General features: G+C 56.5%; 18 protein-coding genes and 1 pseudogene. 9 read left to right on the top strand and 10 right to left on the bottom strand.

Annotated features, from left to right (window positions below):
* Window positions 1-126: 126 nt before the first annotated feature.
* Complete coding sequence (locus NHH03_RS13810) at window positions 127-2172, top strand: POT family MFS transporter (protein WP_390895566.1); 2046 nt, start codon at window positions 127-129, stop codon at window positions 2170-2172.
* A gap of 570 nt (window positions 2173-2742) precedes the next feature.
* Here NHH03_RS13810 and NHH03_RS13805 read toward each other — a convergent pair.
* Both NHH03_RS13805 and NHH03_RS13800 read right to left on the bottom strand, forming a co-directional pair.
* Window positions 2743-4164, bottom strand: a complete 1422-nt coding sequence (locus tag NHH03_RS13805) for a sigma-54-dependent transcriptional regulator (RefSeq protein ID WP_253157031.1) — start codon at window positions 4162-4164, stop codon at window positions 2743-2745.
* On the bottom strand, window positions 4164-5621 hold the full coding sequence (locus NHH03_RS13800; RefSeq protein WP_253157029.1) for a sensor histidine kinase: 1458 nt from the start codon (window positions 5619-5621) through the stop codon (window positions 4164-4166). Before NHH03_RS13800 ends, NHH03_RS13805 begins: the two co-directional genes overlap by 1 nt.
* Window positions 5622-5741: 120 nt before the next feature.
* Here NHH03_RS13800 and NHH03_RS13795 point away from each other — a divergent pair, with 120 nt between their 5' ends.
* Window positions 5742-6089, top strand: a complete 348-nt coding sequence (locus NHH03_RS13795) for a hypothetical protein (protein ID WP_253157026.1) — start codon at window positions 5742-5744, stop codon at window positions 6087-6089.
* Here the strand turns inward: NHH03_RS13795 and NHH03_RS13790 are convergent.
* Together NHH03_RS13790 and NHH03_RS13785 are read right to left on the bottom strand one after the other, a co-directional pair.
* A complete protein-coding gene (locus NHH03_RS13790; RefSeq protein ID WP_253157024.1) occupies window positions 6086-7633 on the bottom strand; it encodes a hypothetical protein in 1548 nt (515 codons plus the stop codon). The two genes, NHH03_RS13795 and NHH03_RS13790, sit on opposite strands and share 4 nt — an antisense overlap.
* Before the next feature lie 209 nt (window positions 7634-7842).
* Window positions 7843-9495 (bottom strand): ABC1 kinase family protein, encoded by a 1653-nt coding sequence (locus NHH03_RS13785; RefSeq protein WP_253157022.1) that lies wholly within the window; start codon window positions 9493-9495, stop codon window positions 7843-7845.
* Between the two features lie 119 nt (window positions 9496-9614).
* On the opposite strand from NHH03_RS13785, the gene NHH03_RS13780 reads away from it, so the two are divergent.
* Window positions 9615-9926 carry a hypothetical protein gene (locus tag NHH03_RS13780; RefSeq protein ID WP_253157021.1) on the top strand — a complete coding sequence of 104 codons (312 nt, stop codon included), beginning with the start codon at window positions 9615-9617 and terminating at the stop codon, window positions 9924-9926.
* Window positions 9927-9942: 16 nt separating this feature from the next.
* On the opposite strand, the gene NHH03_RS13775 is transcribed toward NHH03_RS13780, so the two are convergent.
* From NHH03_RS13775 to NHH03_RS13765, 3 genes are all read right to left on the bottom strand, one after another.
* Entirely contained in the window at window positions 9943-10983 is a 1041-nt protein-coding gene (locus tag NHH03_RS13775) for a TIGR03067 domain-containing protein (RefSeq protein WP_253157019.1), read from the bottom strand.
* Window positions 10984-11229: 246 nt separating this feature from the next.
* Window positions 11230-12981: an esterase/lipase family protein gene (locus tag NHH03_RS13770; protein ID WP_253157017.1), complete on the bottom strand. Its 1752-nt coding sequence runs from the start codon at window positions 12979-12981 to the stop codon at window positions 11230-11232.
* A 238-nt stretch (window positions 12982-13219) separates the two neighbouring features.
* Window positions 13220-14728: an arylsulfatase gene (locus tag NHH03_RS13765; RefSeq protein ID WP_253157016.1), complete on the bottom strand. Its 1509-nt coding sequence runs from the start codon at window positions 14726-14728 to the stop codon at window positions 13220-13222.
* Window positions 14729-14951: 223 nt separating this feature from the next.
* Between NHH03_RS13765 and NHH03_RS13760 the strand changes: the two genes are divergently transcribed.
* Window positions 14952-15881: an AraC family transcriptional regulator gene (locus NHH03_RS13760; RefSeq protein ID WP_253157014.1), complete on the top strand. Its 930-nt coding sequence runs from the start codon at window positions 14952-14954 to the stop codon at window positions 15879-15881.
* 105 nt (window positions 15882-15986) lie between these two features.
* On the opposite strand, the gene NHH03_RS13755 is transcribed toward NHH03_RS13760, so the two are convergent.
* On the bottom strand, window positions 15987-17066 hold the full coding sequence (locus tag NHH03_RS13755) for a hypothetical protein (protein ID WP_253157012.1): 1080 nt from the start codon (window positions 17064-17066) through the stop codon (window positions 15987-15989).
* 469 nt (window positions 17067-17535) lie between these two features.
* Between NHH03_RS13755 and NHH03_RS13750 the strand changes: the two genes are divergently transcribed.
* Window positions 17536-18000: a hypothetical protein gene (locus tag NHH03_RS13750; RefSeq protein ID WP_253157010.1), complete on the top strand. Its 465-nt coding sequence runs from the start codon at window positions 17536-17538 to the stop codon at window positions 17998-18000.
* A gap of 26 nt (window positions 18001-18026) precedes the next feature.
* Here the strand turns inward: NHH03_RS13750 and NHH03_RS13745 are convergent, their stop codons facing one another.
* Window positions 18027-18956 carry a YybH family protein gene (locus NHH03_RS13745; protein WP_253157007.1) on the bottom strand — a complete coding sequence of 310 codons (930 nt, stop codon included), beginning with the start codon at window positions 18954-18956 and terminating at the stop codon, window positions 18027-18029.
* 237 nt (window positions 18957-19193) lie between these two features.
* Here NHH03_RS13745 and NHH03_RS13740 point away from each other — a divergent pair, with 237 nt between their 5' ends.
* The gene (locus NHH03_RS13740; RefSeq protein ID WP_253157005.1) at window positions 19194-19889 is read left to right on the top strand and encodes a DUF502 domain-containing protein; all 696 of its coding nucleotides are present in this window, start codon (window positions 19194-19196) and stop codon (window positions 19887-19889) included.
* Window positions 19890-19892: 3 nt separating this feature from the next.
* A complete protein-coding gene (locus tag NHH03_RS13735; protein WP_253157000.1) occupies window positions 19893-20534 on the top strand; it encodes an HdeD family acid-resistance protein in 642 nt (213 codons plus the stop codon).
* Between the two features lies 1 nt (window position 20535).
* Here the strand turns inward: NHH03_RS13735 and NHH03_RS13730 are convergent, their stop codons facing one another.
* Complete coding sequence (locus NHH03_RS13730) at window positions 20536-21990, bottom strand: DcaP family trimeric outer membrane transporter (protein ID WP_253156999.1); 1455 nt, start codon at window positions 21988-21990, stop codon at window positions 20536-20538.
* Window positions 21991-22278: 288 nt separating this feature from the next.
* Between NHH03_RS13730 and NHH03_RS13725 the strand changes: the two genes are divergently transcribed.
* A complete protein-coding gene (locus tag NHH03_RS13725) occupies window positions 22279-23256 on the top strand; it encodes a YybH family protein (RefSeq protein WP_253156996.1) in 978 nt (325 codons plus the stop codon).
* A 49-nt stretch (window positions 23257-23305) separates the two neighbouring features.
* Window positions 23306-23958, top strand: a pseudogene (locus NHH03_RS13720) (hypothetical protein); the annotation flags it as partial.

Here is a 23958-nt window from a genome sequence, read left to right as displayed (position 1 = left end):
ACGTGCATGCGAACCGGGGGAAGCTAGCACGCAGAAAAACCTTATACTCCTACGCAGCCCAATTTCCACGTCGTTTCTTGCCATACGAGACACTGCATGTCGTCTGAATCAGACCGTCCCGACGCGATGACGGATGCCCCTTCGATCCCCCCGGCGGATCATCTTTCTTATTCAACCAAGCCGACCGACACCGACGGCATGCCCGGTGGCATTCCCTTCATCATCGGGAACGAGGCCGCGGAGCGATTCAGTTTCTACGGGATGAAGTGTATCCTGACCATCTTTATGGTCGATTACCTGCAGTGGATGGGCAGTTCGGAAACGGTGGCAATGTCCAACGCCGAAGCCACCGAGCACTATCACTCGTTCACCGCAGCGGCGTATTTCTTTCCGGTCCTCGGCGCCCTGCTGTCCGATGTTTTTTTGGGCAAGTATCGAACCATTCTTTACCTGTCGATTGTTTACTGTATCGGTCACGCGGCCCTGGCGATGATGGGCGCTCCGCCGATGGGAGCCTCGATGTGGTTGTTTGTCGGGCTGTTCCTGATCTCCGTCGGCTCCGGCGGTATCAAACCCTGCGTCTCGGCCCACGTCGGCGATCAATTTGGTGAACGCAACAAAGACCTGCTGACCAAGGTCTATCAATGGTTCTACTTTAGCATCAACTTTGGGTCGTTCATCTCGACTCTGCTGACGCCCTGGGTGTTAGAAAACTACGGTCCTCACTGGGCATTTGGCATTCCCGGAGTGCTGATGGCATTTGCGACGCTGCTGTTCTGGATGGGACGCAATCGATTCGTACACATTCCGCCAGGCGGGATGAAGTTTCTCAAGGAAACCTTTAGCTGGACCGGGATTTCAACCATCCTGAAACTGTTTTGCATTTTTTCCTTTGTCGCTGTGTTCTGGGCACTGTTTGATCAAACCGGTTCCTCGTGGGTGTTGCAGGCCAAAAGCCTGAACCGAAACTGGATGGGAATCGAATGGTTGGAATCGCAAATCCAGGCGATCAATCCGATCATGGTGTTGGCATTGATTCCAGTGTTTCAATTCGGCATCTATCCGGCGCTCAACACCGTTTTTGAAATGACACCGATTCGTAAAATCAGCATCGGCCTGTTTGTCATGGCAGGTGGTTTTTCGATCGTGTCAATCGTTCAACAGTGGATCGACGCCGGCGGCGAACCTTCAATCTCATGGCAGTTCTTGGCCTATGCGATCCTGACGGCATCCGAAGTGATGGTTTCGATCACCTGTCTGGAATTTGCCTACACACAGGCACCCAAAACGATGAAGTCGGTTGTGATGGCGTTGTTCCTATTGTCGGTCTCGCTGGGCAACGTGTTCACTGCCGGTGTCAATCGATACATTCAAACGCCATCGGTATTGGCCGCCGCCGAAGGCTTGGACGCCAGTTCCTTTCAACCCGGCGAGTCACTTTCGATGTCTGGTTTCGATGCCCTCGTCGATGACCAATCGACACTGACGATCTTGGGCCCTGATGGAAAATCGGGCACCGAGGATGACGCGACACTGACCTTCAATGACGATGGCGCTGTTGATGCCGTGACCAATTCCTCGGAAGCTGCCTTTGCCGAAGCCGCTCAAGTGATTGAAGACAAATTCTTTGCCGGCCAGGGCGGGCAGGTGGAATCTGAATTGCCAAGCGACGCTGATGGCAATGAATTGATCGCGGGGAAGACCGATGGATTTGGAAATCCGATTCGCTACAAAACGCTTTCGCGAGATCGTTTCCTGTTGGTCTCGATGGGGGCTGATCAAGTTGACGGTTCACGCTGGGACCAAACCCTGACTTCGATCGTTTCGCGTGCCGAGAACAAAACTGAATCGCAAGATCCAAATTATTTCAGTTGGCTAGAACGCCGGAAAATTGAAATCGAAGCCGGTACGGATCCCGAGAAAATTGCATCGGTTCAGCAACGATTGCGCGAAGAACGTGGTGGCGGTGAAGAAACCAAGTTCAAACGCAGCTATGCCATCGGTGGACGCGTGCTGTTGGAAGGCGCCGCTTACTTTTGGTTCTGGACCAAGTGCATCTTCGTGACCGCATGCTTGTTCATCCCGGTTGGATACTTTTACAAGGAAAAGACCTATATCCAGGGCGACGAAGATGTCGAAGGCTATGAACCGGAAGCGGAAGCCACGGCGTAACGTTCCGCGGCAGTGTTTCCCGCGCTGATCCCGCCAGGCCGCAATCGTAGCTGATCCCGCCAGGGTTCAGTCGGCCAGGGTGCAGGCGCGTCTGAACCGTGGCCTATCCAGCGACGGCCTTTTGCCAGCCCGGAGGGCGATACATGGTTTCACGCAACGTTGGATCATTGTGTCGCCCGCCGGGCTTAAGAAAGCGCTGGCTTCAAAACAACGGGCTTGGGTTCAATCGTAGCTGATCCCGCCAGGGTTCAGTCGGTCGGGGTGCAGATGCGTCTGAACCGTGGCCTGTCCAGCGACGGCCTTTTGCCAGCACAGAGGGCGGCACATGGTTTCACGCAACGTTGGATCATTGTGTCGCCCGCCGGGCTATTGGGTTGATTTCCTTCGGTGTCCGGCGACTTACGCCGCCGGCAGTCATTGTGTCGCCCGCCGGGCTTAAGAAAGCGCTGGCTTCAAAACAACGGGCTTGGGTTCAATCGTAGCTGACCCCGCCAGGGTTCAGTCGGTCGGGGTGCAGGCGCGTCTGAACCGTGGCCGGTCCGGCGACGGCACCTGCTGTTTCGACGATCCTTAACCCACCACATCATCCAGCCCGTAGGCCCGCAACCGGTCACGTAGAGTACCGCGGTGAATCCCCAACAACTCGGCGGCTTTGGCACGGTTGCCGGCGGTGTGTTCCAGTACAACCCGCAGCAAGGCGGGTTCGGTGGCGGCTAAGAATTCAGCGTGCAAGGGTGGATGGTTGGTGGTTTGATTTTCGATCGTATGCAACGTCCAGTTGCGAACCACCGTTTCCAAAGATCGGTTCGGAGAATCGGGTTTGGTGTCACGGCCTGGTTTGGATGCTGGGAAATCGTCGATCCCCAGCGATCGGCCGCGCGCCAGCACCGCTGCGTGTTCGACGGCGTTCTTCAGTTCGCGGACATTGCCATGCCAGGGTCGCTGTTCCAACTGGGCTAGCAGTTCGTCGTTGATAGCGGTTTCGACCGATGGATAATTCATCGCGGTTAGGAAGTGCCGGCAGAGCGGAGCGATGTCATCGGTTCGTTCCCGCAACGGTGGCAGGTGGATTTGCACACCCGTCAAGCGGTGAAACAGATCTTCGCGAAAGTTGCCCGATCCCACGCTGGCGTGTAGGTCACAGTTCGTTGCGGCCAGCACGCGGACATCGGCCGTCCGTGGCCGCACATCCCCGACGCGAAAGTATTGACCTTGTTCCAAGACACGCAGCAATTTGACTTGGGCGGCAAGCGGCAGATCACCGATTTCGTCCAACAACACCGTTCCACCCTCGGCGCGTTCGAACAGCCCCACTCGGTCTTCACTTGCGCCGGTGAAGGCGCCCGCGACGTGGCCGAACAATTCACTCTCAATCAGGTCGGGGTTCAGGGTGACCGGTGCGATCGGAATATAGGTTCGTTCGGATCGCCGACTGTGGCGATGAATTGCAGCGGCCACCAACTCTTTTCCGGTCCCGGTGTCGCCGGTGATCAAGACCGAAAGATCGCTGTCGGCAACCAAAGCGATTTGACGAAACACCAACTGCATGGCGGGGGAGGTGCCAACCAAAACAGTGTCGTCGACGTTCATCGGTCCGGTCGCGACCGGATGGGTGCGCGATTGTGATTTTTGCAGTGCCAGGCGACAGGTGCGCAGCGCGTCTTCTAGTTTGAACGGTTTGGTCAGGTAATCGGTGGCACCGTTTTTCACCGCGGCGACGGCGGTTTCCAAATCACCAAATGCGGTGATCACAACCACCGGCGCATTGTTGGTTGCGGCCAGAAACTTGGGCAACGCGGTGATTCCGTCTTCCTGCGGTAACCGCACATCCAACACGATCATCGCTGGTTGTTCTTGTTCGGCTTTCTGCAGTCCCTCTTCGGCCGAGGATGCCGTGACGACCCGATGGCCTTCTGCGGTCAGCATGCGTTCAAACGCCCAACAGATGGACGGTTCATCGTCGACCACCAAGATCAATGCGGATGTTGTCATCAGGTTGCGTCTCTCTCGATCACTTTTGCGTCAAATTCAAACACGGTTCGTTCGTTTGCACGATGCCACTGGACACGGCCGCCCAGTGTTTCGGCGGCCCGCTGAACCACGGGCAGCCCCAGCCCCAGGCCTTCGGGTTTCGATGTCACGAACGGGTCAAACAGTTCCGCGGCGATCGCGTCTGGAACGCCTGGGCCATTGTCGGTCACGGTCACGCGCATCATCGCATCTGGCATCCGATCGGCTGCGACGCTGACCTGATCGCCGGCCTGCATTGCGTTTTGAATCAGATTGGTCACCGCAGCGATCCAACTGGGACCATCGCTGATTTCATCGTCGGCCAAACGGGCATCGGCATTCCAATCGATCTGCACGTTTAAGTGTCGAGCGATCGGTGAGAGACTGCTGCGAACATCATTCCAGCAAACCAGAACATTTTCGGGACGGGGTTGGTCTTGTTGTCCGGAACCGACTAACAGTAAACGTCGAACATGGTTTTCGGAATGTTCGATCTGGGCGATCGCCACACGCACTCCCTCGTCATCGGCATGCGGGCACTGTGCCGCGTGTAGTTCGATTGCCATCCGGGCGCCGGTCAGGCTGTTGCGCAGTTGGTGCGCCATTCCGCCGGCGATTTGGTGCAGTAGTTTTTCGCCTTGTTGTCGATTGACGGTTTGCCAAAGCTGGTCCAGTTGTCGAGCCATCGAGTCGACGGCGCCGCCGAGTTGCCCCAGTTCATCACCGATGTTGTCGGTGACCGTGGACTGAAAATCGCCGGCGGCAACCGATTCGACTCGCTGATGAAGATTCCCGATCCGTCGCACCAGCCGGGATGTCATCCAAAGCGTCACCGACCCGAGCGCAAAAATGGTGGACAGCCCCGTGACCAGTGGCAGCAGCGCCGCGCGGCGACGGCTGGCCTGCAGCAACTGGTCGTCAAACAGAACGATCATCTGGTCCGCCCGCTCGCCTTGCCCGCGCTGGCCGACCAACTCAGTCCTATACAGGCGATAATTGCGCTCAGCCATCGTGAATTCCGCGGGCGCTGGACGGCGTCGCAATTGCTGGCGATCAGCGTCGGACAATTCGATCGTGCTCTGCAGAACTTGTTGCTGCGGCCCCAACGCGATCAGTTCGGTGCGTGTCAATTCCGCCAATGAGCGAAGCACCGGTCCGGTCAACGGAAAATGGGCCGACTTGAGGGTCCGGTCCACACTCTGAAAACGAGATTGCAATTCATCGGTCGCCCAGCGGTTTCCCAGCCAATACGATCCTAGCGCCACTGCGAACGCAGACAGCAGTGCGCAGGTCACGATCGGCCCGAGCAAGCGGATGCGGAGTGATTGAAAGAACGGGTTGCGTGACAAGGCGATCGGCGGCGGACGGAGACGGTTGGCAGGATTCGGTTCCATGATAACGGCGATGTGATAAATCATCACCGCACAGAAAAATGGCAACGGAACTACATTTGTTAGACTTCTCTGCGAACGTTCCATGACCGCTATCAGCCGAGCATCACGCCCCCTGATCGCATTGGCACTGATTTTGGCCGTGCTCGGAATTGTTGGATATCGGTTTTGGCGAACCGATTGTCATCCGGCTGCGACGCTGACGTTGTTGGTCGATGTGTTACCACACGTTACTACGTTTCGTCGCTGCAAACCCTTTTTCTGGCCAGTGACATTGACGCCGTCTTGGTTCCCAACACGTTGATCTTGATCGTGCCCCCGATCGTGCAGAAGGTGGTGTTTCGTTTTGCTGCGACACAAGCGGTCAAGAATGTCCCGATCGGGATTTTGAACCAGGGCAATGGCCTGTTCGGCCGCGACCTCGCCGCCCGCGTTTCGAGATTATCGAAGCGTCGGCGATGGTCACGTTGGTCACTGCCAGCTGGTCTGTTCGCCGCAGGACGGAGTGACGACTAAAATTCGACGTTGTATTTTTCCGTCATTTCACGACGGATGCCAGCCACCGAATCGTCGATTTGTCGCCAGATTTCTTGGACCGAAGCAGCGCCACGGGTTCGTTCCTGACTACGAATGTTTGAATCTGTTCGTCCCTTTTCGTTGACCGAAGCGCGACCGGCACCCAGGCTGACGCTGTACCCGGCACTCCCGTACCCGGCACCACCGTAGCCATAACCAGCGCGATAGCCGCCACCGGTTGAATAGTAGCCACCGGAGCTTGCGTTGTTGTTTTCGGTCCGCACCGAGCTGCGCATCCCGACCCCCTTCATGAACATTTCAGCGTTGCGAAACGAATCAGCGATCTGAGCGCCCCAGTTCAACAGTGCTTCGTCGACATTCAACAATGGCAGTTGATCAATTTTGCGAGCGTATTTGTCGTACCACATGGCTGCTTGGCCGAACGTTTTGACATGGTCGCGTTTGGGTTTTTCACGCAGGTCATCGATCAATGTGGTGACCGAATTGTAGTACTGCTGAGATGCGATGCGTTTTGCCGAACCCTCGGGATCTGAACCAGGGGAGCTGGCGGCAAACATCGAATCGGCCAATGTGCGAGGCAGTTCCAGAACGCTCATCACGCGCCGCGTGCCATCGGTCGACAACGTTCCTTTCATCAGGAAGGTGTTGCCACTGATCGACGGCGTCCAATTTTCAAAGTCGTCGATCATTGCCCCTTGTCGTTTTAATACTTCCATCAGCATCGGCTTGCCGACTTTGGCCAACAGTTCAGGTGACTGCTCGAAATCGACGCGGATCGCACCGACGGTTTGATCTTGCAGCGTGATACCCAGTGTGATGCCCTGCACCGTGCTGATCAATTTCGCCAGTTCGTTAAGATCGGCATCGGCGTCTTTCAAGGTTTCGAGCGTTGACAGACGTGTTTTGATTGTGGTCGCGGAAATGTAACCGCTAACATCCATTGCCATCACGATCGGAGTACCAACCTTGGTGGCATAGCCGAGGGCCTGTTCCAGGTAGGGGGACATTTTTGAGCCGTCGGTCGTGTCGGTGGATTTCAACCAACGACTGACGTCCTGGCGATTGGCCGGGGTGTAGGAGCCCAGCATGGTGTCACTGATCTGGACCACATAATGATCGTCGGGCAGCCGTGCCGCCGATCGTTCAGCGATCACATCCATTTCACCGCCGAAGCGTGTGGCAACGGTCGAAACGTTGCGTTGGCCGCGCAGTTTCACCAGTGACAACTCCCACAGCGTCTTGCCAAATTCATGGTCCGAACGGCCGGCCAAGACGACTTCGATCGCATCCGGCGGCAGTGCCGAAACGCCAGATTCAAACGCGGCTTTGCGGCGTGCGTCCCAATGCTCGCGGTCGGCAACCGGCGAACCAAAAATCTTTTCGGCATTGATCAAAATCAACGTGTTCGCATCGCTGGGAATCCGATACTTCATTCCGCTGAAGGGCGCCTGAGCAAATGCGGGTGCGACGGCAGAGGCGAGCAAGAACACCAACGACAGTGATGCAAAGAGTAGACGATTCATGGATGACTGGTGCGAATTGGCAAGAAGTGAGACAGTTCGGGCAACGAACCGATTGTAGCGAGATTCTAGTTCCCGTGGCTTTGAATCGGTTCGGCAAATTTGCCCGGACGGTCCGATCCGGCCCAATTTGCACCTGTTCGCAGCCGCAATATTTGTCAGGATCGTAACAATAGGTTTGAGATCGGTTTTCTGTGGGCAGCGTCACGCCGCTAGATATTGCCGGAGTGTTTGATCGCGGCAATCAATTTTAATCCCAGATAGACGGCACTGGCACAGCCGATCGCCCCGGGGATGGAGGTGTCATATAGCAGGGGATGCACTTGATTGCTCAGCAGCGATGTCGAACCGACAAACAGTGCCGCGGTCAGCAAACCCAGCACCAATCGGTTGGCGATTGAGTCGAGCCGACGATGTTCCAAATGCACATCAAAACTGCCGCGACGGACGCGATTCAAGATGTCCGTGATGTCTCGCGGCATGGTGTCCAACAAGCGACTCCAATCGCGGTGCATGCCACTGAGCTTCCGCCACATTCGCTGCGGCGACAACCGTCGCTCGATGGCTTGCGTGCGATAGGGTTGCAGCAATTCGACCAGCGTGAACGAAGGGCTGAGTTGTTGTGCGGTGCCTTCGAGCATCACGATCATTTTGATCAATTGGCTAACGCGTGAGGGCAACAGAATATGATGCCGGCGAATCATTTCGACCATGCCGATCAGTGCGCCGCGAAGGTCAAACTGATCGATCGATTGTGAAGAGTATTGGTCAATGAATTCCGTTAAATCGCTACGCAGTCGGGCGCGATCCAGGTCGGCCGGAACGTCACCCAATTGCATCACTCCATCCAACAATCGGTCGGGATCTTTGTCGATTGCCGCAACCAATAAATCTTCCGTTTGTTCGCGAAATTCGTCGTCGACTCGGCCGACCATCCCGGCATCCAACACGCCGATCACGGCATCGGTCAGGACCATTAAATTGCCAGGATGAGGATCAGCATGATAAAACCCATCGCGAAAAACCATCTGCAGGAACATGTCCGCGCCGCGGCGGGCAATGTCTTCCAAGTCGTACCCGGATTGGATCAAGCGATCGCGCTGGGAAACACTGATGCCGACAAATGCCTGCATCGTCAGTACCCGCCGACTGCAGAGTGCCGGTTGCGGCGCCGGGAACTGAATCGTGGGGTCGGATTCAAAGTTCGCAGCGAAGCGAAGCAAATTGCGTTGTTCGCCGGTGAAGTCAAGTTCGGCCAACATCGTGCGACGAAATTCGGTTGCCACGTCGACCGGGTTGTAACGCGCGATTTCATCCGAATAGCTTGCTGCCAATCGAGCCATTTCGATCAAGATTTCCAGATCATTTCGAATTCGGTCTTCGATCGAACGATGTTGCACTTTGACGACAACCGCTGTTCCATCCTGTAGCACGGCGTGATGAACCTGGCCGATCGATGCCGAAGCGAACGCGGTTGAATCGAACTGGGCAAACAACTGTTCGGGAGGTTCACCCAACTCCTCCGTGATTGTCTGGATGACATCGGCCGGTGCGTCCGGCGGTGTGTCCGATTGCAGGTTGGAAAGTTCCTGCGCCATTTCGATGCCTACCAAATCGGCGCGGGTGCTGAGAATTTGCCCGAGCTTGATAAACGTGGTGCCGAGTTCGGTCAGCGCCATGCGGACGCGGACCGGTTGGGTGACATCGCCAATTTTGGTTCCGTCGCGACTGGACAGGTGCCGTTGGACCCAGTCCGCGTTGACATTTCGCAGCCAGGGTGCGATGCCATATTTGAGCAACACTGCGACGACTTCGTTCAATCGCCCCGCATTTCGAACCAATTGTGGTAGATCGGAAACTTCCAACGGACTTCGGTGGGTTTGAGGCCTAGGATCTAGCGGATGCGACGCTCTGCCCCAATCGACACGAAAGCGTGCAGTGCCAAGAATGAAGACCCGTCTGAACAATGACTCTGGAGATAGACATGCGTCGATTGACTCGACTGATCTGCACCATCGCGATCGCATCGGCAGCGATGCTTTCCACACCAACGGTAGCAAACGCCCAATACCCCGCCTACTATGCCCCGGTGCTGGCGCCGTCGCCGGTCGTCGGTTACACCGCGCGGCGACGTGGTCTGTTCGGCCGCCGGGTGGTGGTTCGACCACTCGTCGCACCGTCAGTGGTCACCTACGCGCCGCTGCGAACGTATTTCGCTCCCGCGGTCCCCGTCGCCGTTCCGGTGACAACCTACCGGGTCGATGTTCCCGCCTATCGTCCCGTCTACGGCTATTGATACTTCCGCCCCATCTCTAGCGGATTTTGACTGCGCGCATCACACGTCCGAGATGGTCTTCCAAGATCATGTCGGTCGGTGAAATCGATCGCACAGCCGGCACAAAGCTTTGATTGACGCGGTCGGCGCGTGAGGAAGATGTGACATTGGCGATCAGGCGGCCACTGGAAATCGACCATCTACCAGCTGAGATCGGCGTCGGTGTGAACACGTACTGAAAGTTCGACATCGTTTTGTAGTAGCGATAGGTTTTGAAGGTGCCATCGATTCCGAACACGATGTCGACCGAACCTTCGGAATCATTCAATCGCCAAGTCCCGATCGCCAAGTCGCGAACCTCTGTGTCGGTCAACACGCGACCGGCCATATTGTCGGCAACGATCGACGGCGGCGGGGTGGTCTGTTGCTGCGGTTGCTGATAGGGAATGCTCGACGGGCGCGCAACCACCTGAGGAGGTTCAGGCAACGGAACCGACGGGATTTGTTGTTGCGGTTGAGGCTGGGGTTCCAGTTGTGCCGTTGTCACCGCCATCGGACGGTGCGGCGGCAGATTCATATTCATCCCAGGAATGTCGCCGCTGCCTGGATCAAATCGCTCCAGGATCAACAGGGTTCGTTTTGACCCGGCCGAGGCGCTGAATTCGGTCGGCACCTGAGCTGCTTCGTTCGTGATGCACAGAATTAATTTGCCCTGGTCAAATTTGTAAATCCCTGTGCCTGTCGTCGAATCGCGATCGATGATCGCCATTTGCTTGGGATAAGACGCCGGGTCCAAGCGAAATGACTTGGTGCTTTTCGCGCCATTGACCGGTGACTTAAAAATGATGGTGTAGTCGACGATCTCAAAGATGCCGCCGCCCGGTAACCATTGGCGTAATTGATCCTCCGGAATCGCCCGGCCGTCTTCAACCATCTCGACCACTCGCCAATGACCGTTGAGCCGTTTCAGCTCGTTGTCAATCGCGGAGGGCTGGGCGTGAGCAGAGAGCCCTAGAATGGCGATGGCTGCAACGGCCAAGCCGCCACGGAGCAGATTTGATCGGACAATTGCTAGCATAATATAACTCGTGGTTTGATTCTGTTCGCCGTGATCGGCACGGGAACATTCACGCGATTCGCGTTGATTGGACGAGGAATGCCGCATCGCATGAGCGTGTCGGCAAGGTTTCGCTGCGGATTGTTAGCGAAAAAAAGATACAGAGCAATACGAATCGCTGCGGAACCGGTTTCCGATCAGGTAAGCAACCCGGTCTGGAGATGGCAAGCCGGAGGCTGACCCCACTTTTTCAAAGTGGACAGAATGCTAGTACGCCAGGACCGCTGCCGTGTTGCCGGGATCACGGTAGTCGGCGGTCGCCAGGTTGCAGGCACTGGACTCTTGCAAATGCTGAGACAGGATCGCAATCACCTCTTCGACGACTTGCGGATGGTCGTTCAGTCGCGAATGTGTGGTGTGGATGTAGCGTTCCGAAATGGCACGGGGCTCACGGGCACTTTTGACAGGCACCACCCCATCGGATCGGCCCATCGCCAGTGTGAAACAGCTGTTGCCGATCACCGAGTGCATGCGGACACGGCAGCTGACTGGCAGTGCCGAAATGGCCTGCAGCAGCGGGCTGGAGGGTTCCAGCAAATCGATACTGGTGGGGATCCGATCACTGACTTCGGCAGAAAACACGCCGGGATTGTCACGGATCAGTGCTTGATGAATTTGTTCCAGCGGTTCCGGTTCTGATACCAACAGTGAACCGATGCGTCCGATCGTGCAATTGGCAATCTTCGAACCTTGATGCGGCGTGCCCATGAAGATCACACGGCTGACATCGGCAGAGGGTTCAAAGAAAAACGACTCTGCGATACTTTGCCTGGTCGGGCCGGACGCAACAATTTGATCGAAGGGGCGGTTGGCGACGGCGTTCCACAATTGGTGACCGCTGGATGTGACTTGAAGTTTTGATACCAGTCCGCCCAGGCTGTGGCCGGCCAATACGATCTGAGACAAACTTGGGTCTTGTTGATGTGGATCAAAGTCACGGCGAACCATTCGAAGTTCCTGGCGCAGTCGTGCGGCACTGGCGAGGAACGATTGACCGGTCGGGTAGTGAAACACCCAGATTTGGAAATTGTCAATGAACCCCGGGTACGCCTGAAGCTCGTTCACCATTTCGACCCAAGTGAATTCGTTGGACAGCAGGCCGTGAACCAAGATCACGGGGATCTTCCCGCGTTGGTAGGGTTCCAGCATGTACAACATGCTTTCGTCGGTCATCGCATTGGGATTGATGAAATCCGCCAGGATGGTTTGCGCTTCGTTGCGAACGCGATAGGCAATCGGTGCCGACAGGTCTTTCGCCAACTTGTTGGGTCCGTCGGGGGATCGTGAGTAATCGATTCGCAGCGGATCGTACAGTGCCAAAGTTGGCAATCCGCTGGGGCCGGAAACGCCGGGTGTCATCTGCAGGGTCGCAGCAAACACGCTTTCTGGCGGCATGAAGGAATGCTGGCCTGTGACTGCTGCGCCGACGACCAGTGGAATGCCGGCTCCCGGTGTGCGATAGGTCGTGCGAAACGCGTTGGTTCGATAGGGGCCGACAACGTGCAGCGATCGAAAGTCATCGGCCTTCCAGACGAAGCCGTGTCGCGAGATCGGAATCCAGTGTTCCGATCCATCAAGTTGGACCTGTAATCCGCACCGCGGATCCAGCCGCCCGAACTGTTGACCACTGACAACGAGTTTTGTCAGCGCCGATTTGTGCAGTTTCTGGCCCCGACAATCTGTGCAGACCGATCCATCGTGCCAGCAGGTTGCTGCGGCGACCTGATAGAACAGGTCGACGCAATCGGAATGACCCTCGGAATGCAGCGCCACCGCGTTCTTATAAACGGACTCGATCGGATCGATGTCGTCGTCGCAGCAGAACCAAATGTTGGGACGCGGCGAAACCGTTTTCGGCGAGACCCATTTGACCCGTGTGACCAAGCATCCTGAACTGCACACCACCAACCACGGCAGCAGCATCCACAGCAGGAACTTTGGGGCGCGGGCAAGGAACATCACGGCAGTCGCAATCAGCTTTTGAAAAGCGAGATTAGCGTCCGTGCTAAAAAAGAACCTGCGATACAGCAACTGTACCGCTTTTGGTTCTGATATCGGCAACCGCTAGCTGGGCAGACAAGGTTTTTGATCGAGACGGAATAGTGCACTCGACCGCACTATTCGCGCAGGTCCACCAGGCCGGTGGATTAGAGCATCATCAATATAGCTGCGTTCCGCTGTTAAACAGACTGGGCCGCTACTGCCGCGGTGTGAAGCTGCCGCTTTCTTGCCGTGGCGGGAATTCATTGAAAGTCGCCATGAAATCTGCGACGAGGTTTTTGAGTGGAACCATGGTGAACATGTGCCGGACGAGCCAGTCCTCGTAGTAGGACGACTCTTCGGGCGCTGTCTCAAATGGATCGGCCAGCAAATCGATAATCAGGGGGGCTTTTCGAGAATCCTGGGTATGCAACCAAGCGTTCACGCCATGCCGCTCCTGGGTGGAAAAGTGAAATTTCCAGTTCTGGTATCGCACGGCTCCAAGCGAGCCATCGTCGACAAAGGCAAAGAATCGGTCGCGAGGACACTTCGGAACCTCTTCCGTCAGATACGGTAGCAAGTTGTACCCGTCCAGGTGCACCTTGAAAGTCTTGCCGTCGGCTTGGTGACCCTCCAGGAGTTTCTCCTTGATCTCAGGCTCACCCGCGGCAGCCAAGATTGTTGGCAGGCAATCCTCCAGCGAAATGATCTCGTTGGACACACGGTCTCCTTTGATCTTCGACGGCCAGCTCAACAGGAATGGGACACGGATGCCGCCTTCCCAGGTGGTGGCTTTTTCGCCACGGAACGGTGATGTTCCGCCGTCAGGCCAAGAAAATTTTTCGGCTCCATTGTCCGTCGTATAGATCACAATCGTATTGTCGGTGATGCCAAGTTCATCGAGTTTATCTAGCAGTTGTCCGACCATACCGTCGTGTTCGACCATGCCGTCGGCATAGATGCCGCGACCCGTCTTGCCGAAGGACTCTTCTTTTAGATGCGTGAAAATATGCATCCGCGTTGAATTGAACCAGCAGAAGAATGGTTTTTCCGCGGCGTGCTGACGCTCCATGAAGTCCATTGTGTCGGCAAGGAACTCCTCGTCGATCGTCTCCATCCGCTTACTGTTCAGTGGGCCGGTGTCTTGGATCTTTCCATCGGCAGTGGACTTGATGACACCACGCGGACCGTATTTTTTTCGGAATTCGGGGTCTTTCGGGTAGTCAATGTTTTCTGGTTCTTCCTCGGCATTGAGGTGATAGAGGTTGCCGAAGAATTCATCAAAACCATGGTTGGTCGGTAGAAACTCGTCCAGATCGCCCAAGTGGTTCTTGCCAAATTGCCCAGTCGCATAGCCGTGTGGTTTCAGCAACTCGGCGATGGTGGGGTCTTGCGGCTGTAGTCCGACCGGGTCCCCGGGCATGCCGATCTTCAGCAGACCTGTGCGTTTGGGGCATTGCCCCGTGATAAACGCAGATCGCCCTGCCGTGCAACTCTGCTGGCCATAGCAGTCGGTAAATCGGATGCCGCTTTTGGCGATGCGGTCAATGTTGGGCGTCTGGTAGCCCATCATCCCACTGTTGTAACAGCTCGTGTTAAACCAACCGATATCATCACCCATGATGACAAGGATGTTTGGCTTCTCTTGCGCATTCACCTCGGCCGCTAAAAGCAGGCCGACCAAGACAGCTGCAAATAGCGGACTTACAATCTCTTTACGTTTCATGTTGTTTCTCGATAGGAAGACGGAGCGGGGTGCATGGGGCAGGATTGATCGTCCTGCCCGAAGTCTCTGTCCTGGTTAGCCGAATGCTGCTTGTCGATGGAAATGGGTGTGATCAGTTCCTTGACAGGTTTTGCTTGATCCCCACCAGCTATGCTACGTAATTTCGGCCACCTAGAATATTCTCGCAAACATTCAGCTTACCAACCTGTCGCAGGGGGCTTTCATGATTCATCGTGTGTTCACCGAATTTGAAGCCTATGCCGAAGTGATCCAGGATGCATCGATGGACATGCGTCTGCCATCGCTCAAAGCACCGCGTTGGGAGTTTCGGCACGCCTCGGTGGGACAGATCCATGTTCAGCATGGCCAGGAGGGAGGAGGGAACATTGCGGAGGGCAGCACATTCCGCGCTGGCTGGACATTCTTTCAACAGTCTGCTCAAGGCCGCGACGGTTTGGCAAATGGATGCATGCTCGCAGAAGATGAAGTTTTTGTGATCCCACCGGGAAAGGAGTTCTGTCTTGCCTGTCAGCCGCAGCATGACTGGGTCTCGGTGTTCCTTCCGAGTTCTGATCTTCCCCTCTCGGTTGACGAGCAAGAAGTTGCATCGGCATCAGGACCGTTGGTGTTAAGGCCTGCGAATCGTTTGGCGCAACAGTTTCGCTCTCTCGTTTGCCAGTTTCTTTCAGCCGCCCAGCTTGAGCGCTCGGTTTTGTCTAGTCCCGCTGCTACGCTTTGCTTTCGCGAGGAGTTGGTTTCGGTCGTTCGCCAAATCTTGCAATCACCAGGATCAGCCCTGAATAAGCATTACGAACGCTGGCGTCAGCACACTCATGCTGCGATTAAATTGGTTTCGGACTCTCCGGACAATTCTCTGTCCGTGGCGACGCTGGCTCAGCTTGCTCAGATACCGGAGCGAACGCTTCGCACCGCGTTTCAACGGCGGTATGGCATTTCACCGCAACAATACCTGCAAATCAATCGTCTCCGCGATGCCAGGCGAGCCCTCCGCGCGAGTTGTCCGGATCAAACATCCGTGACGGAGGTGGCGATTGCTTTGGGTTTCTGGGACCTCGGGCGTTTCGCGAGTCGATATCGAAAACTGTTTGGGGAAAAGCCCTCGGTCACATTGCAAACATCGGTTTGGCGTTGACATTAACTGTTGATTGCGATCTCGATCTCGAATGGCAAATTCAAAACTGGATTGCAGCCGCTGCAGAGTCGCTTCGGCAACTTTTATTTACGTCAGGCCTATCTGCTACTGAAACGGGTCTGGCAGACTTGCCTCTTCGTCATCGTCGTCTTCGAGGCGAACGAGTAGCCAATTTTCGACTTGATCGGTTCCGTAGTGAACCAGCAGGGGCGCTTCATCTTGAGTCAAGTTGTACAAACCGGACTCTAGCACGATGCTTTCGCTTTCACCAATTCGGAACGCCACACGTTGCGTTTCTCGGTCCACCTGGCCTTGGACCGTGTACGCCTGATCGGTCGTGGTGTTGTACATCGTGCCACTGATGATGCCTTGTTGACTGACCGCGAGTTGGATGACGTTGATCGGATCCACATCGTCTGGGTCTTTGGCCACCGCAAAGGTGCCCAGCGGCATCCACTCGGTTTCCTCGGCTTCCGTTTGGCTAGGCGGTGGAGGCACCGTCGCCAGTGCCGCGGCGCTTTCCGCAAATTCGTCTGCTGATGCAACCTGTTGTCCATTGATGTAGACGACGTTGTTTTCATAGACGACATTGCCGCCTTGTCCGTAGTCATAATAAATGGGTTGCGCCCAGACCGTTGCCGGTGCCGACCAGCTAAAGAAACTGGTGCAGGCGGCAAAGGTCGGCACGGTCCACCAATAGCTCGACGGGTAAGAGGAGAATCGATATCCATAATGCCATCCGCCCAGTCCGTGAGGATGGCGATTCCACCAGCTGGGGCCGAAGCAGTCGCCGTAACCGTGATAGCGATGGCGAACATCATTGCCCCAGCTCTGCCAGTGATTGACACGACCGGGGTAGCGATTGCTCCAGTTGTGCAGACCACCGATCTGGTTGCCCCAACGGTTGTAAATGTTGTTGACTTGGTTGCGATCAATATTGACCCATGAGGGGCGATTGTTGATCACCGTATTGCCGATGTTGATGTCACCAATGTTGATGTTGTCCCCGCCCGGTCGGTAACCGGGGCGTCCGGGGCGATTGCTTGGCCGATCACCAGGGCGATCTCCAATTCCCGGTCGATTGCCCGGCCGGTCGCCCTTGCCGGGGATTCGTCCCGGCAGTGTCGTCGGTCGGTCGCCCTTGCCGGGGATTCGTCCCGGCAGTGTTGTGGGTCGGTCGCCCATGTCGGGGATTCGGCCCGGCAGTGTCGTGGGTCGGTCGCCCTTGCCGGGGATTCGTCCTGGCAATGTTGTGGGTCGGTCGCCCTTACCGGGGATTCGTCCCGGCAGTGTCGTGGGTCGGTCGCCCTTACCGGGGATTCGTCCCGGCAGTGTCGTGGGGCGTTTGCTTGAGAGATCTCCGAAGCCTGGAAAAGGGCGTTGATTGGACGATCCACTGGGACGCAGTGGTTTGTGCATCCCTAGAAAGTCACCGAGCTGACCTGATGACGGATGTTCTTTTGACGGTCGGCTCGCGAACCCGGGACGGGTACTGGGACGGCTGCTGGGGCGATTGAAAGACGTTGGTGGTTTGAAGCCCGGTTTTGATCCGCTCGGACGAGAAAACTCGGGTCGTTTACTACTGCTGTTTTTGCCAATACCGCTTAGACCAGGGAAGCTAGGGCGTGTTGAGGGGCGCGTCAGCGATCCGGGCTTGCCGGTGCTCGGAAAGGTCGACGGTTTGTTGGCAAACGATGGTCCAGAGGAGGGCCGCGTGGTGGGGCGACTGAACGAAGGTTTCGAGGTTTTTGAGGGTTTGAATCCGCCGCTGGGACGACTGAATTGTGGCACCGAGGGGCGGCTGCTGGGGCGATTGATGGTGGGCCGACTACTGGGTCGGCTGATCGAGGGACGGCTATTGGTCGGGCGACTGGGTTTGGCTCGGCTGCTGGGTGCGTGGCTGACTTTGGCGCGGTTGACATGGCTGTTGCCAAGTGATGGCATGCTCGGCCGCGATACCGACTTGGACTTGGATTTGCCGCTGCTGCGCGACGCCGATTGGCCTCGCGTCGCACCGCCAGGTTTGCCGCCCTTGAATCCGGCATCGGCGGGGCGGTCGACGCTGCCTAATAACAACAGGCAGACGACCAGCTTGAGCACCGATCGAAAATGGGTTTGATGGTTCATGGTTTCAAATCCTAAGGATCATTCGTTACTGGATTCGGAGACGGCAGGTGCAGGATCGGTTTCCGGCGCCTCATCGACGCGGAAAACCGTGACTTCCAAACTCGTCGGTTGTGGCTGCCCTTCGACTTCGTGTCCGATTAGTTTCCAAGTGATTTCATCGTCGCCGTTGCGTGAGAGCACATAGGTTCCCGAAGCGGCTTGACCGTCGGGCAATGTATGCCCGGACTTGATCAACCAGTCTCGACCATTTTTGGACCAGACCGCATCGCCAAAGGATCCGTCGGAGTTAAATGTCCAGGAGCGAATTTCCAGACTGCGCGGATCCCAGCCGATGACCTGCGTGCCTTGTTTCAATTCTTGTTCGGGCAACTGCGCCGAGAACGATCGGATTAAAAAGGCGCCATTTTCGGACCAGCGGAACTGGTTGGTGATCGTGACATCATCGTCGCTGTCGTTCCAAGTGCCGATCAACCAATCGAGTTCTGCGAGCGCATCATGGGATGTCAGCGGCTGCGGGACAGGCAGTTCTTCAATACTGTCGATCATCCACTTGCCGTCCTGCTCGATCACGATTGCCGAGTAATCGACTTGGACCGGATCTTCCTTTTCCCGGCTCACGGTGACTTGGCCGTTGATGCTAACGACATCGGGTTTGATTTGACGCAATGATTCGACGGTGCCGGAGAGTTGTGTGTCGGGGCGGTTTTGAAACGATTCAGCGATATCGGATTGGATCGCTTCACGACCCTCAGTCCGCTCGCCGGAGTTTCGGTCGATGTGAACGCCCGACTCGCTCCAAAACCCCATCACTGTTTCCAGGTCCTTGGCGTTGAAGGCTTTGACATAATCGCCAATCATCTGTTTCACCGTCGCTTCGTCGGCGACGACGCGGGCGCCCGGGTGGGCTACCACCGCGACCGACAAGATCAATAGTAAAACCGCGCGCATGATAGATTCTCCCGGTGCAGACAATTTGTGGATCCCACGTCGACTCGTTTTCAATCTGTCTTTTTTACTCCCCCTGCACCGGTGACGTAATCCTTTTCATTTGCGTGACGCGGTGAATTCACATGAAATTGAGCTGGGGCTGGCGAAACACCCCCGTTATGTGCACCGTTTACCAGCCTTGGCGTTATGATTTTGGCGTCACCGTCTGATCTGGCATGTTTGAATTGGGAATGATCGATGCGCGAGCATGTGGACCGTCACTTTGGTTTTTTGAAGTCGATCGCGATTGGAGGCATCGTTTTCCTGTTGCCGCTGATCGTGTTGGGGATCGTGCTTGCCCAAGTCGGCAGCGTGGTCTTCACGGTTGTCACGGCGTTGAATGAATACCTGGGGATCAACACCGCCCATGGCTATGCCGTTGTGCTGGCAGCCGCGGTGGCAATGTTGATCTTGCTGTGTTTTGCCGCCGGTGTCGCAGCGCAGATGACGGTGGGGAAAAAAATCAGTGGCACATTGGAAAAGCACCTGACAATGATTTTCCCCCGCTACTCAATCTACAAAGACCAGGTGGCCGGAGGCATTGGCGGCGATTTGGCGCGTGACCGGATGAAACCGGTTTTGGTCGATGTCACGGGAATCACCAGATTGGCGCTGGAAATTGAACGCAGCAAAGACGGAAAACTCACCTTGTACTTCCCTGGTGCACCGGATCCTTGGAGCGGTACGATAGGCTTTGTCGATGCGGATCGCGTGCAAGCGGTCAATATCGATCTGGGCGAGTTCATGGCGACGTTCGAACGGCTCGGCCGCGACTCGCAAACACTGCTCGCCAAAACGCTGCCTGGTGTCAAAGCCTTGCCAGGTGCCAGTGACCTGAGCCATAACGTGCCCGAGACGAATTCAACTACAACCCATCCCCCAGAAGTGAACTGAAAAATGTCTGAACAACCCGAATCAACACCACCTGAATCGATTCAACCGCAAGCTGCCGGCACCCACCCGATTCTGACCGAGATGGCAGCGCTGTGGTGGTTGCCTTTGGTCCGCGGGATTTTGATGATCATCTTAGGCGCCTACGCGTTGTTTCGTCCCGGCATGACGATCGTTTCGTTTGCACAGGTGTTTGGGTTCTTCTTGGCGTTTGATGGAATCCTGGCCATCATCGCTGGGGTCACAGGTAAGGTGCCGTCACGCGGGGCGACGATCCTGCGCGGTGTGATCGAATTGCTGGTGGGATTGTTTGTGTTCGCCAATCCCATTTTTGCCGCCGGAATCGCGGGTGCGACGATTGTTTACATGATCGGCTTTGGCGCGATTTTTTCTGGGGTGATCGAGATCATCGCCGCGATTCAAGATCGCAAACAGATCGAAGGCGAGGGCTGGCTGATCCTTGGCGGCGTGGTGGCGATCCTGTTCGGAATTCTGTTGTTGATCGCTCCGTTTGCCTTTGGTCTAACGATGGTGCGTGTGATGGGAGCATTCGCGATCATCGGCGGCATCGCTTCGATAATCTTCGCCTTCCGCCTACGCGGGTTGGGGACGAAATTAGCAGCCCACGATCAGCGTGTGGGCGGCTGAATCACGGCAGCAAGAATCCGAAGGACATCTGCACGCGGTTGGCATCCGCGCGGGCACCGCTTTGGTTCTCGCGGATGCCGTACAGGTATTCGATGCCCCAAAACACGCGTTCGTAGGGCGTGTTGATCAAGTTCACAGCCAGATAGGTCGTCGAGCGAAGATTGTCCGGTGCCTGGCCCGGAATCGCCTCCAGATCCAATCGGCTGTACGTCAGGTTCGACGACCAGCGGTCCGACCACTCTCGTTTACAGCCCACCATCCAGCCGAACATGGGCAGAATCGATGCGGTATCAGGCCCCGTCGCGATCACGTCAGGCGACCCACGGTAGCTGCCGATCCCTTCACCAAACGTGATTTGGTAGTACCCTTTGATGGTATCGGTCGGCATCACTGAACCGGTGAAGTTGAATCCCCAGGCCGTCCCGGTGATGACATCTTGGTCGACCGGTTGGAAACCCAATTCACGCAGCACCATCGCCGATTGGAATTCGCCCCAATCTTGTTCGTAGCGAAGCCGTGCGATCACGTCGGGCGATTCTGTGCGCCCTACGCCTTGTACGCCGCTAGGGATTTCGAAGTTGATCCTCGGATTTTCTAACGCGGCCGCCAGTGACAATCCGTCCCATAGAATCGGCTGCGTCCAACGGACCAAGCCTTGACGGCGGTTGACGTTGGACACCGCGCCTTCGAAATCGAGCGTGTTGGGGACGGCCGACGGATCGGTGAACGTGGTCCAGGTCTGGCCGGCGGTGAAGCGACCGTAGGTGCCATAGGCGTGGCGCAGTCGAAACGCATTGCTTCCGTCACTGCCATCGCCAAAAAAGTCGGCTTCGATAAAGGCCCGCATCACCTCGCCGCCTGTTTTCCAACGCGTGTCAAAACTCAACCGAGACTGTCGAGCGTGAAACCGGGCATTGCGGCGCGGTGGCGCGCCGATCGGGATGGTCGTGGTGTCAAACGAATCGGTCGAATCGATCGGATCGAAGTCCGAAATGAAGTCTGCTTTGACATAGCCGCCGATCTTCATGGCCGCACGTTCACCCTCGATCAAAATTCCGCCGACGAAGTCGGGGAACTTGGTGAAGTCATTGTTCATCGATGTCGTTGCCGGGCTATCGAACTCCTGAGTCCGCAGCTGGCTGCTGATCATGTTGTCAGGCATTGCCGCATCCAGATTTTGAATCGGCGGCGGAGGCGATTCGGGCGGGTCAGCAGCGGCCTCTGCCGGGACCGTCTGGGAATCGGCAACCGGCGGTGGCTGCAGAGGTGGCGGATCTACGGGCGCCGGGTCAGTCAGCGGCAGCCGGCGGACCGAACCGTCAGTGGGCGGCTGTAAATCATCGGCTTGAATCAGGAACTGTTCAAACGATAGGTCATCGTCGGCGCAAACTCGCGTGAACAAACATCCAACGAGTGCACAGCACAGCAGGGCGATTCGGCGAGATGGATATCGCAAAGGAGCCAGTGAGTGACGTTTCGAATGAGACAAAAGCGCAGAAGGTGCCTGGGGTTAAATCGGCTGATCGGCTGATGGACTTTAGGGATTGTGCCGGTTGTTCGGACCCCTGGATTTCCCAGCGAGGCCGTCAGCGATAGCCGCTAGACAGCGGGATTTCTCCAATTCATTGAGGATTCGCTGGGTAAATAGCTATGATGACTGGCTGTGATGGTCGCCCGCACTCGGTTCGACCCTGACATGCCGCGAGAGCTAGATGGACACCCCTTTTTCTGTTCGAGTCGACACGTGAACAAAACAACCAAAATGACGCCAAAGAAACGTTTCGCAGCGGTTGTCCCGCTGCTGCTGGCCTGTTGCCACACACCCGCGTTCGGCCAGCAACCGGGCGAGGCGGCCAATCCGACAGACCAGCCGGTGGCAGTTTCCCCCGATGCAGGCGCAGCGGATCAGGATCAGGCGAAGATTCGTGAAGCAATCGCGTCGTATGTGGACGCATTCAATCAAGCGGACGCCAAAGCGCTGGCGATGCATTTTTCCGCCGCTGGCGAACTGGTCACCACTGCTGGCAACACGTTGCGCGGTCACAGCGAACTGGAATCGGGATTGACTGAGTACTTTAAACAGTCCCCGCAAGCCAAATTGGAATTGATCGATACTCGCGTTAATCTGATTTCGCCCAGTGTCGCGATCGAGTCGGGTTACGCGCGAGTGCTGGTCCCCGAACAGGCACCTAGCGAGTCGCAGTACGAAGCGGTGCATGTGAAAACCGACCAGGGTTGGAAAATCGACCGATCGAAAGATCTGGAGGTTTCTGATGAATCCCAGACCGATCGCGAGCAATTGCAACCGCTAGCATGGATGATCGGAACCTGGGTCGACCAGGGCGAACAGTCAGCGGTGCAAACCACAGCGCGTTGGACCAAGAACGGGCACTTCATCGTCCGCTCCTTCAAAGTTTTCAATGATGGCAACGTTGGTTTCGAAGGCACCGAGGTGATCGGCTGGGACGCCTCAAATGAAATGTTTCGCTCCTGGACGTTTGATTCTGATGGTGGATTCTCGGTCGGTCGCTGGTCCGTACTGGGAAACCGCTGGTCGGTCGATACGCTGACAGTCCTAAGCGATGGAACCAAAGCTTCGGCGACCCACCTGTACGATGTCATCGATCAGGATTCGTTTGAATTCAGTTCGATCGGGCGTCAAGTGGACGGCGAACTCGTTCGCAGTATTCCGCCGGTCCATATCGTTCGTGTTTCGGAGTGAACCAACGATGTCATTTTTCAATCACAGTCAGTTTCTTGGAGCTCGAACCATGAACCGCTCTCTTTCAATCACCCTGTCGACCCTGTTGGTTGCTCTGATCGGGGCCGGTGAGGCTGGGGCCCGTGGCGGACGACCTGGCGGCGGCGCCGCAAAAGTCTCTCGTCCCGCAGGCGGTGGTGCCGCCAAGTCGCGTCCTAATGTCGCCGCGCACACGCCGTCGATGAGTCGCGCCAAACCACAGGCTCGGCCGTCGATGCCCAACCGCCCTTCACCAAGTCGCCCTTCGGCCAGTCGACCTTCACCCAGTCGCCCCAACGTTTCGGCAAACCGACCGAATCTTTCCAATCGACCCAATATTTCTCGACCCACAACCAAACCCTCCGGCGTCAATCGGCCCAATTTGGGCGGCGCTGCCAAACGCCCCGAGATCGGATCGAAGCTGCCTAGTGGTGGCGATCGCCCCAGTCGTGGTGGCGGTAGCCGGCCCTCGAAAGGCGACCTGAACGATTTCCTGGGGCTGCCGGGAAATAGCGGGAATTCCGGCCGACCTAGCGGTGACCGCCCGATTTCGAATCGACTTCCTAGTGGCGACGGTGACAAAGGTTCGATTCGCGATCGTCTTCCTGGTGATGGCGGTGACAAAGGTCCCATTCGCGATCGCCTGCCCGGTGATGGCGGTGACAAGGGTCCCATTCGCGATCG

Source organism: Stieleria tagensis (genome assembly GCF_024129865.1).
Taxonomy (GTDB): Bacteria; Planctomycetota; Planctomycetia; order Pirellulales; family Pirellulaceae; genus Stieleria; species Stieleria tagensis.
Note: the sequence above shows the minus strand (reverse complement) of the source record. Positions and strands in the feature narration are given on the sequence as shown.

What these genes read in the sequence shown, in the direction of transcription:
- NHH03_RS13810 (WP_390895566.1), top strand. Translation starts at nt 127, where the DNA reads ATGACGGATGCCCCTTCGATCCCCCCGGCGGATCATCTTTCTTATTCA.
- NHH03_RS13805 (WP_253157031.1), bottom strand. Translation starts at nt 4,164, where the DNA reads ATGACAACATCCGCATTGATCTTGGTGGTCGACGATGAACCGTCCATC.
- NHH03_RS13790 (WP_253157024.1), bottom strand. Translation starts at nt 7,633, where the DNA reads ATGAATCGTCTACTCTTTGCATCACTGTCGTTGGTGTTCTTGCTCGCC.
- NHH03_RS13780 (WP_253157021.1), top strand. Translation starts at nt 9,615, where the DNA reads ATGCGTCGATTGACTCGACTGATCTGCACCATCGCGATCGCATCGGCA.
- NHH03_RS13775 (WP_253157019.1), bottom strand. Translation starts at nt 10,983, where the DNA reads ATGCTAGCAATTGTCCGATCAAATCTGCTCCGTGGCGGCTTGGCCGTT.
- NHH03_RS13770 (WP_253157017.1), bottom strand. Translation starts at nt 12,981, where the DNA reads ATGTTCCTTGCCCGCGCCCCAAAGTTCCTGCTGTGGATGCTGCTGCCG.
- NHH03_RS13765 (WP_253157016.1), bottom strand. Translation starts at nt 14,728, where the DNA reads ATGAAACGTAAAGAGATTGTAAGTCCGCTATTTGCAGCTGTCTTGGTC.
- NHH03_RS13760 (WP_253157014.1), top strand. Translation starts at nt 14,952, where the DNA reads ATGATTCATCGTGTGTTCACCGAATTTGAAGCCTATGCCGAAGTGATC.
- NHH03_RS13755 (WP_253157012.1), bottom strand. Translation starts at nt 17,066, where the DNA reads ATGGGCGACCGACCCACAACACTGCCGGGACGAATCCCCGGCAAGGGC.
- NHH03_RS13745 (WP_253157007.1), bottom strand. Translation starts at nt 18,956, where the DNA reads ATGCGCGCGGTTTTACTATTGATCTTGTCGGTCGCGGTGGTAGCCCAC.
- NHH03_RS13740 (WP_253157005.1), top strand. Translation starts at nt 19,194, where the DNA reads ATGCGCGAGCATGTGGACCGTCACTTTGGTTTTTTGAAGTCGATCGCG.
- NHH03_RS13735 (WP_253157000.1), top strand. Translation starts at nt 19,893, where the DNA reads ATGTCTGAACAACCCGAATCAACACCACCTGAATCGATTCAACCGCAA.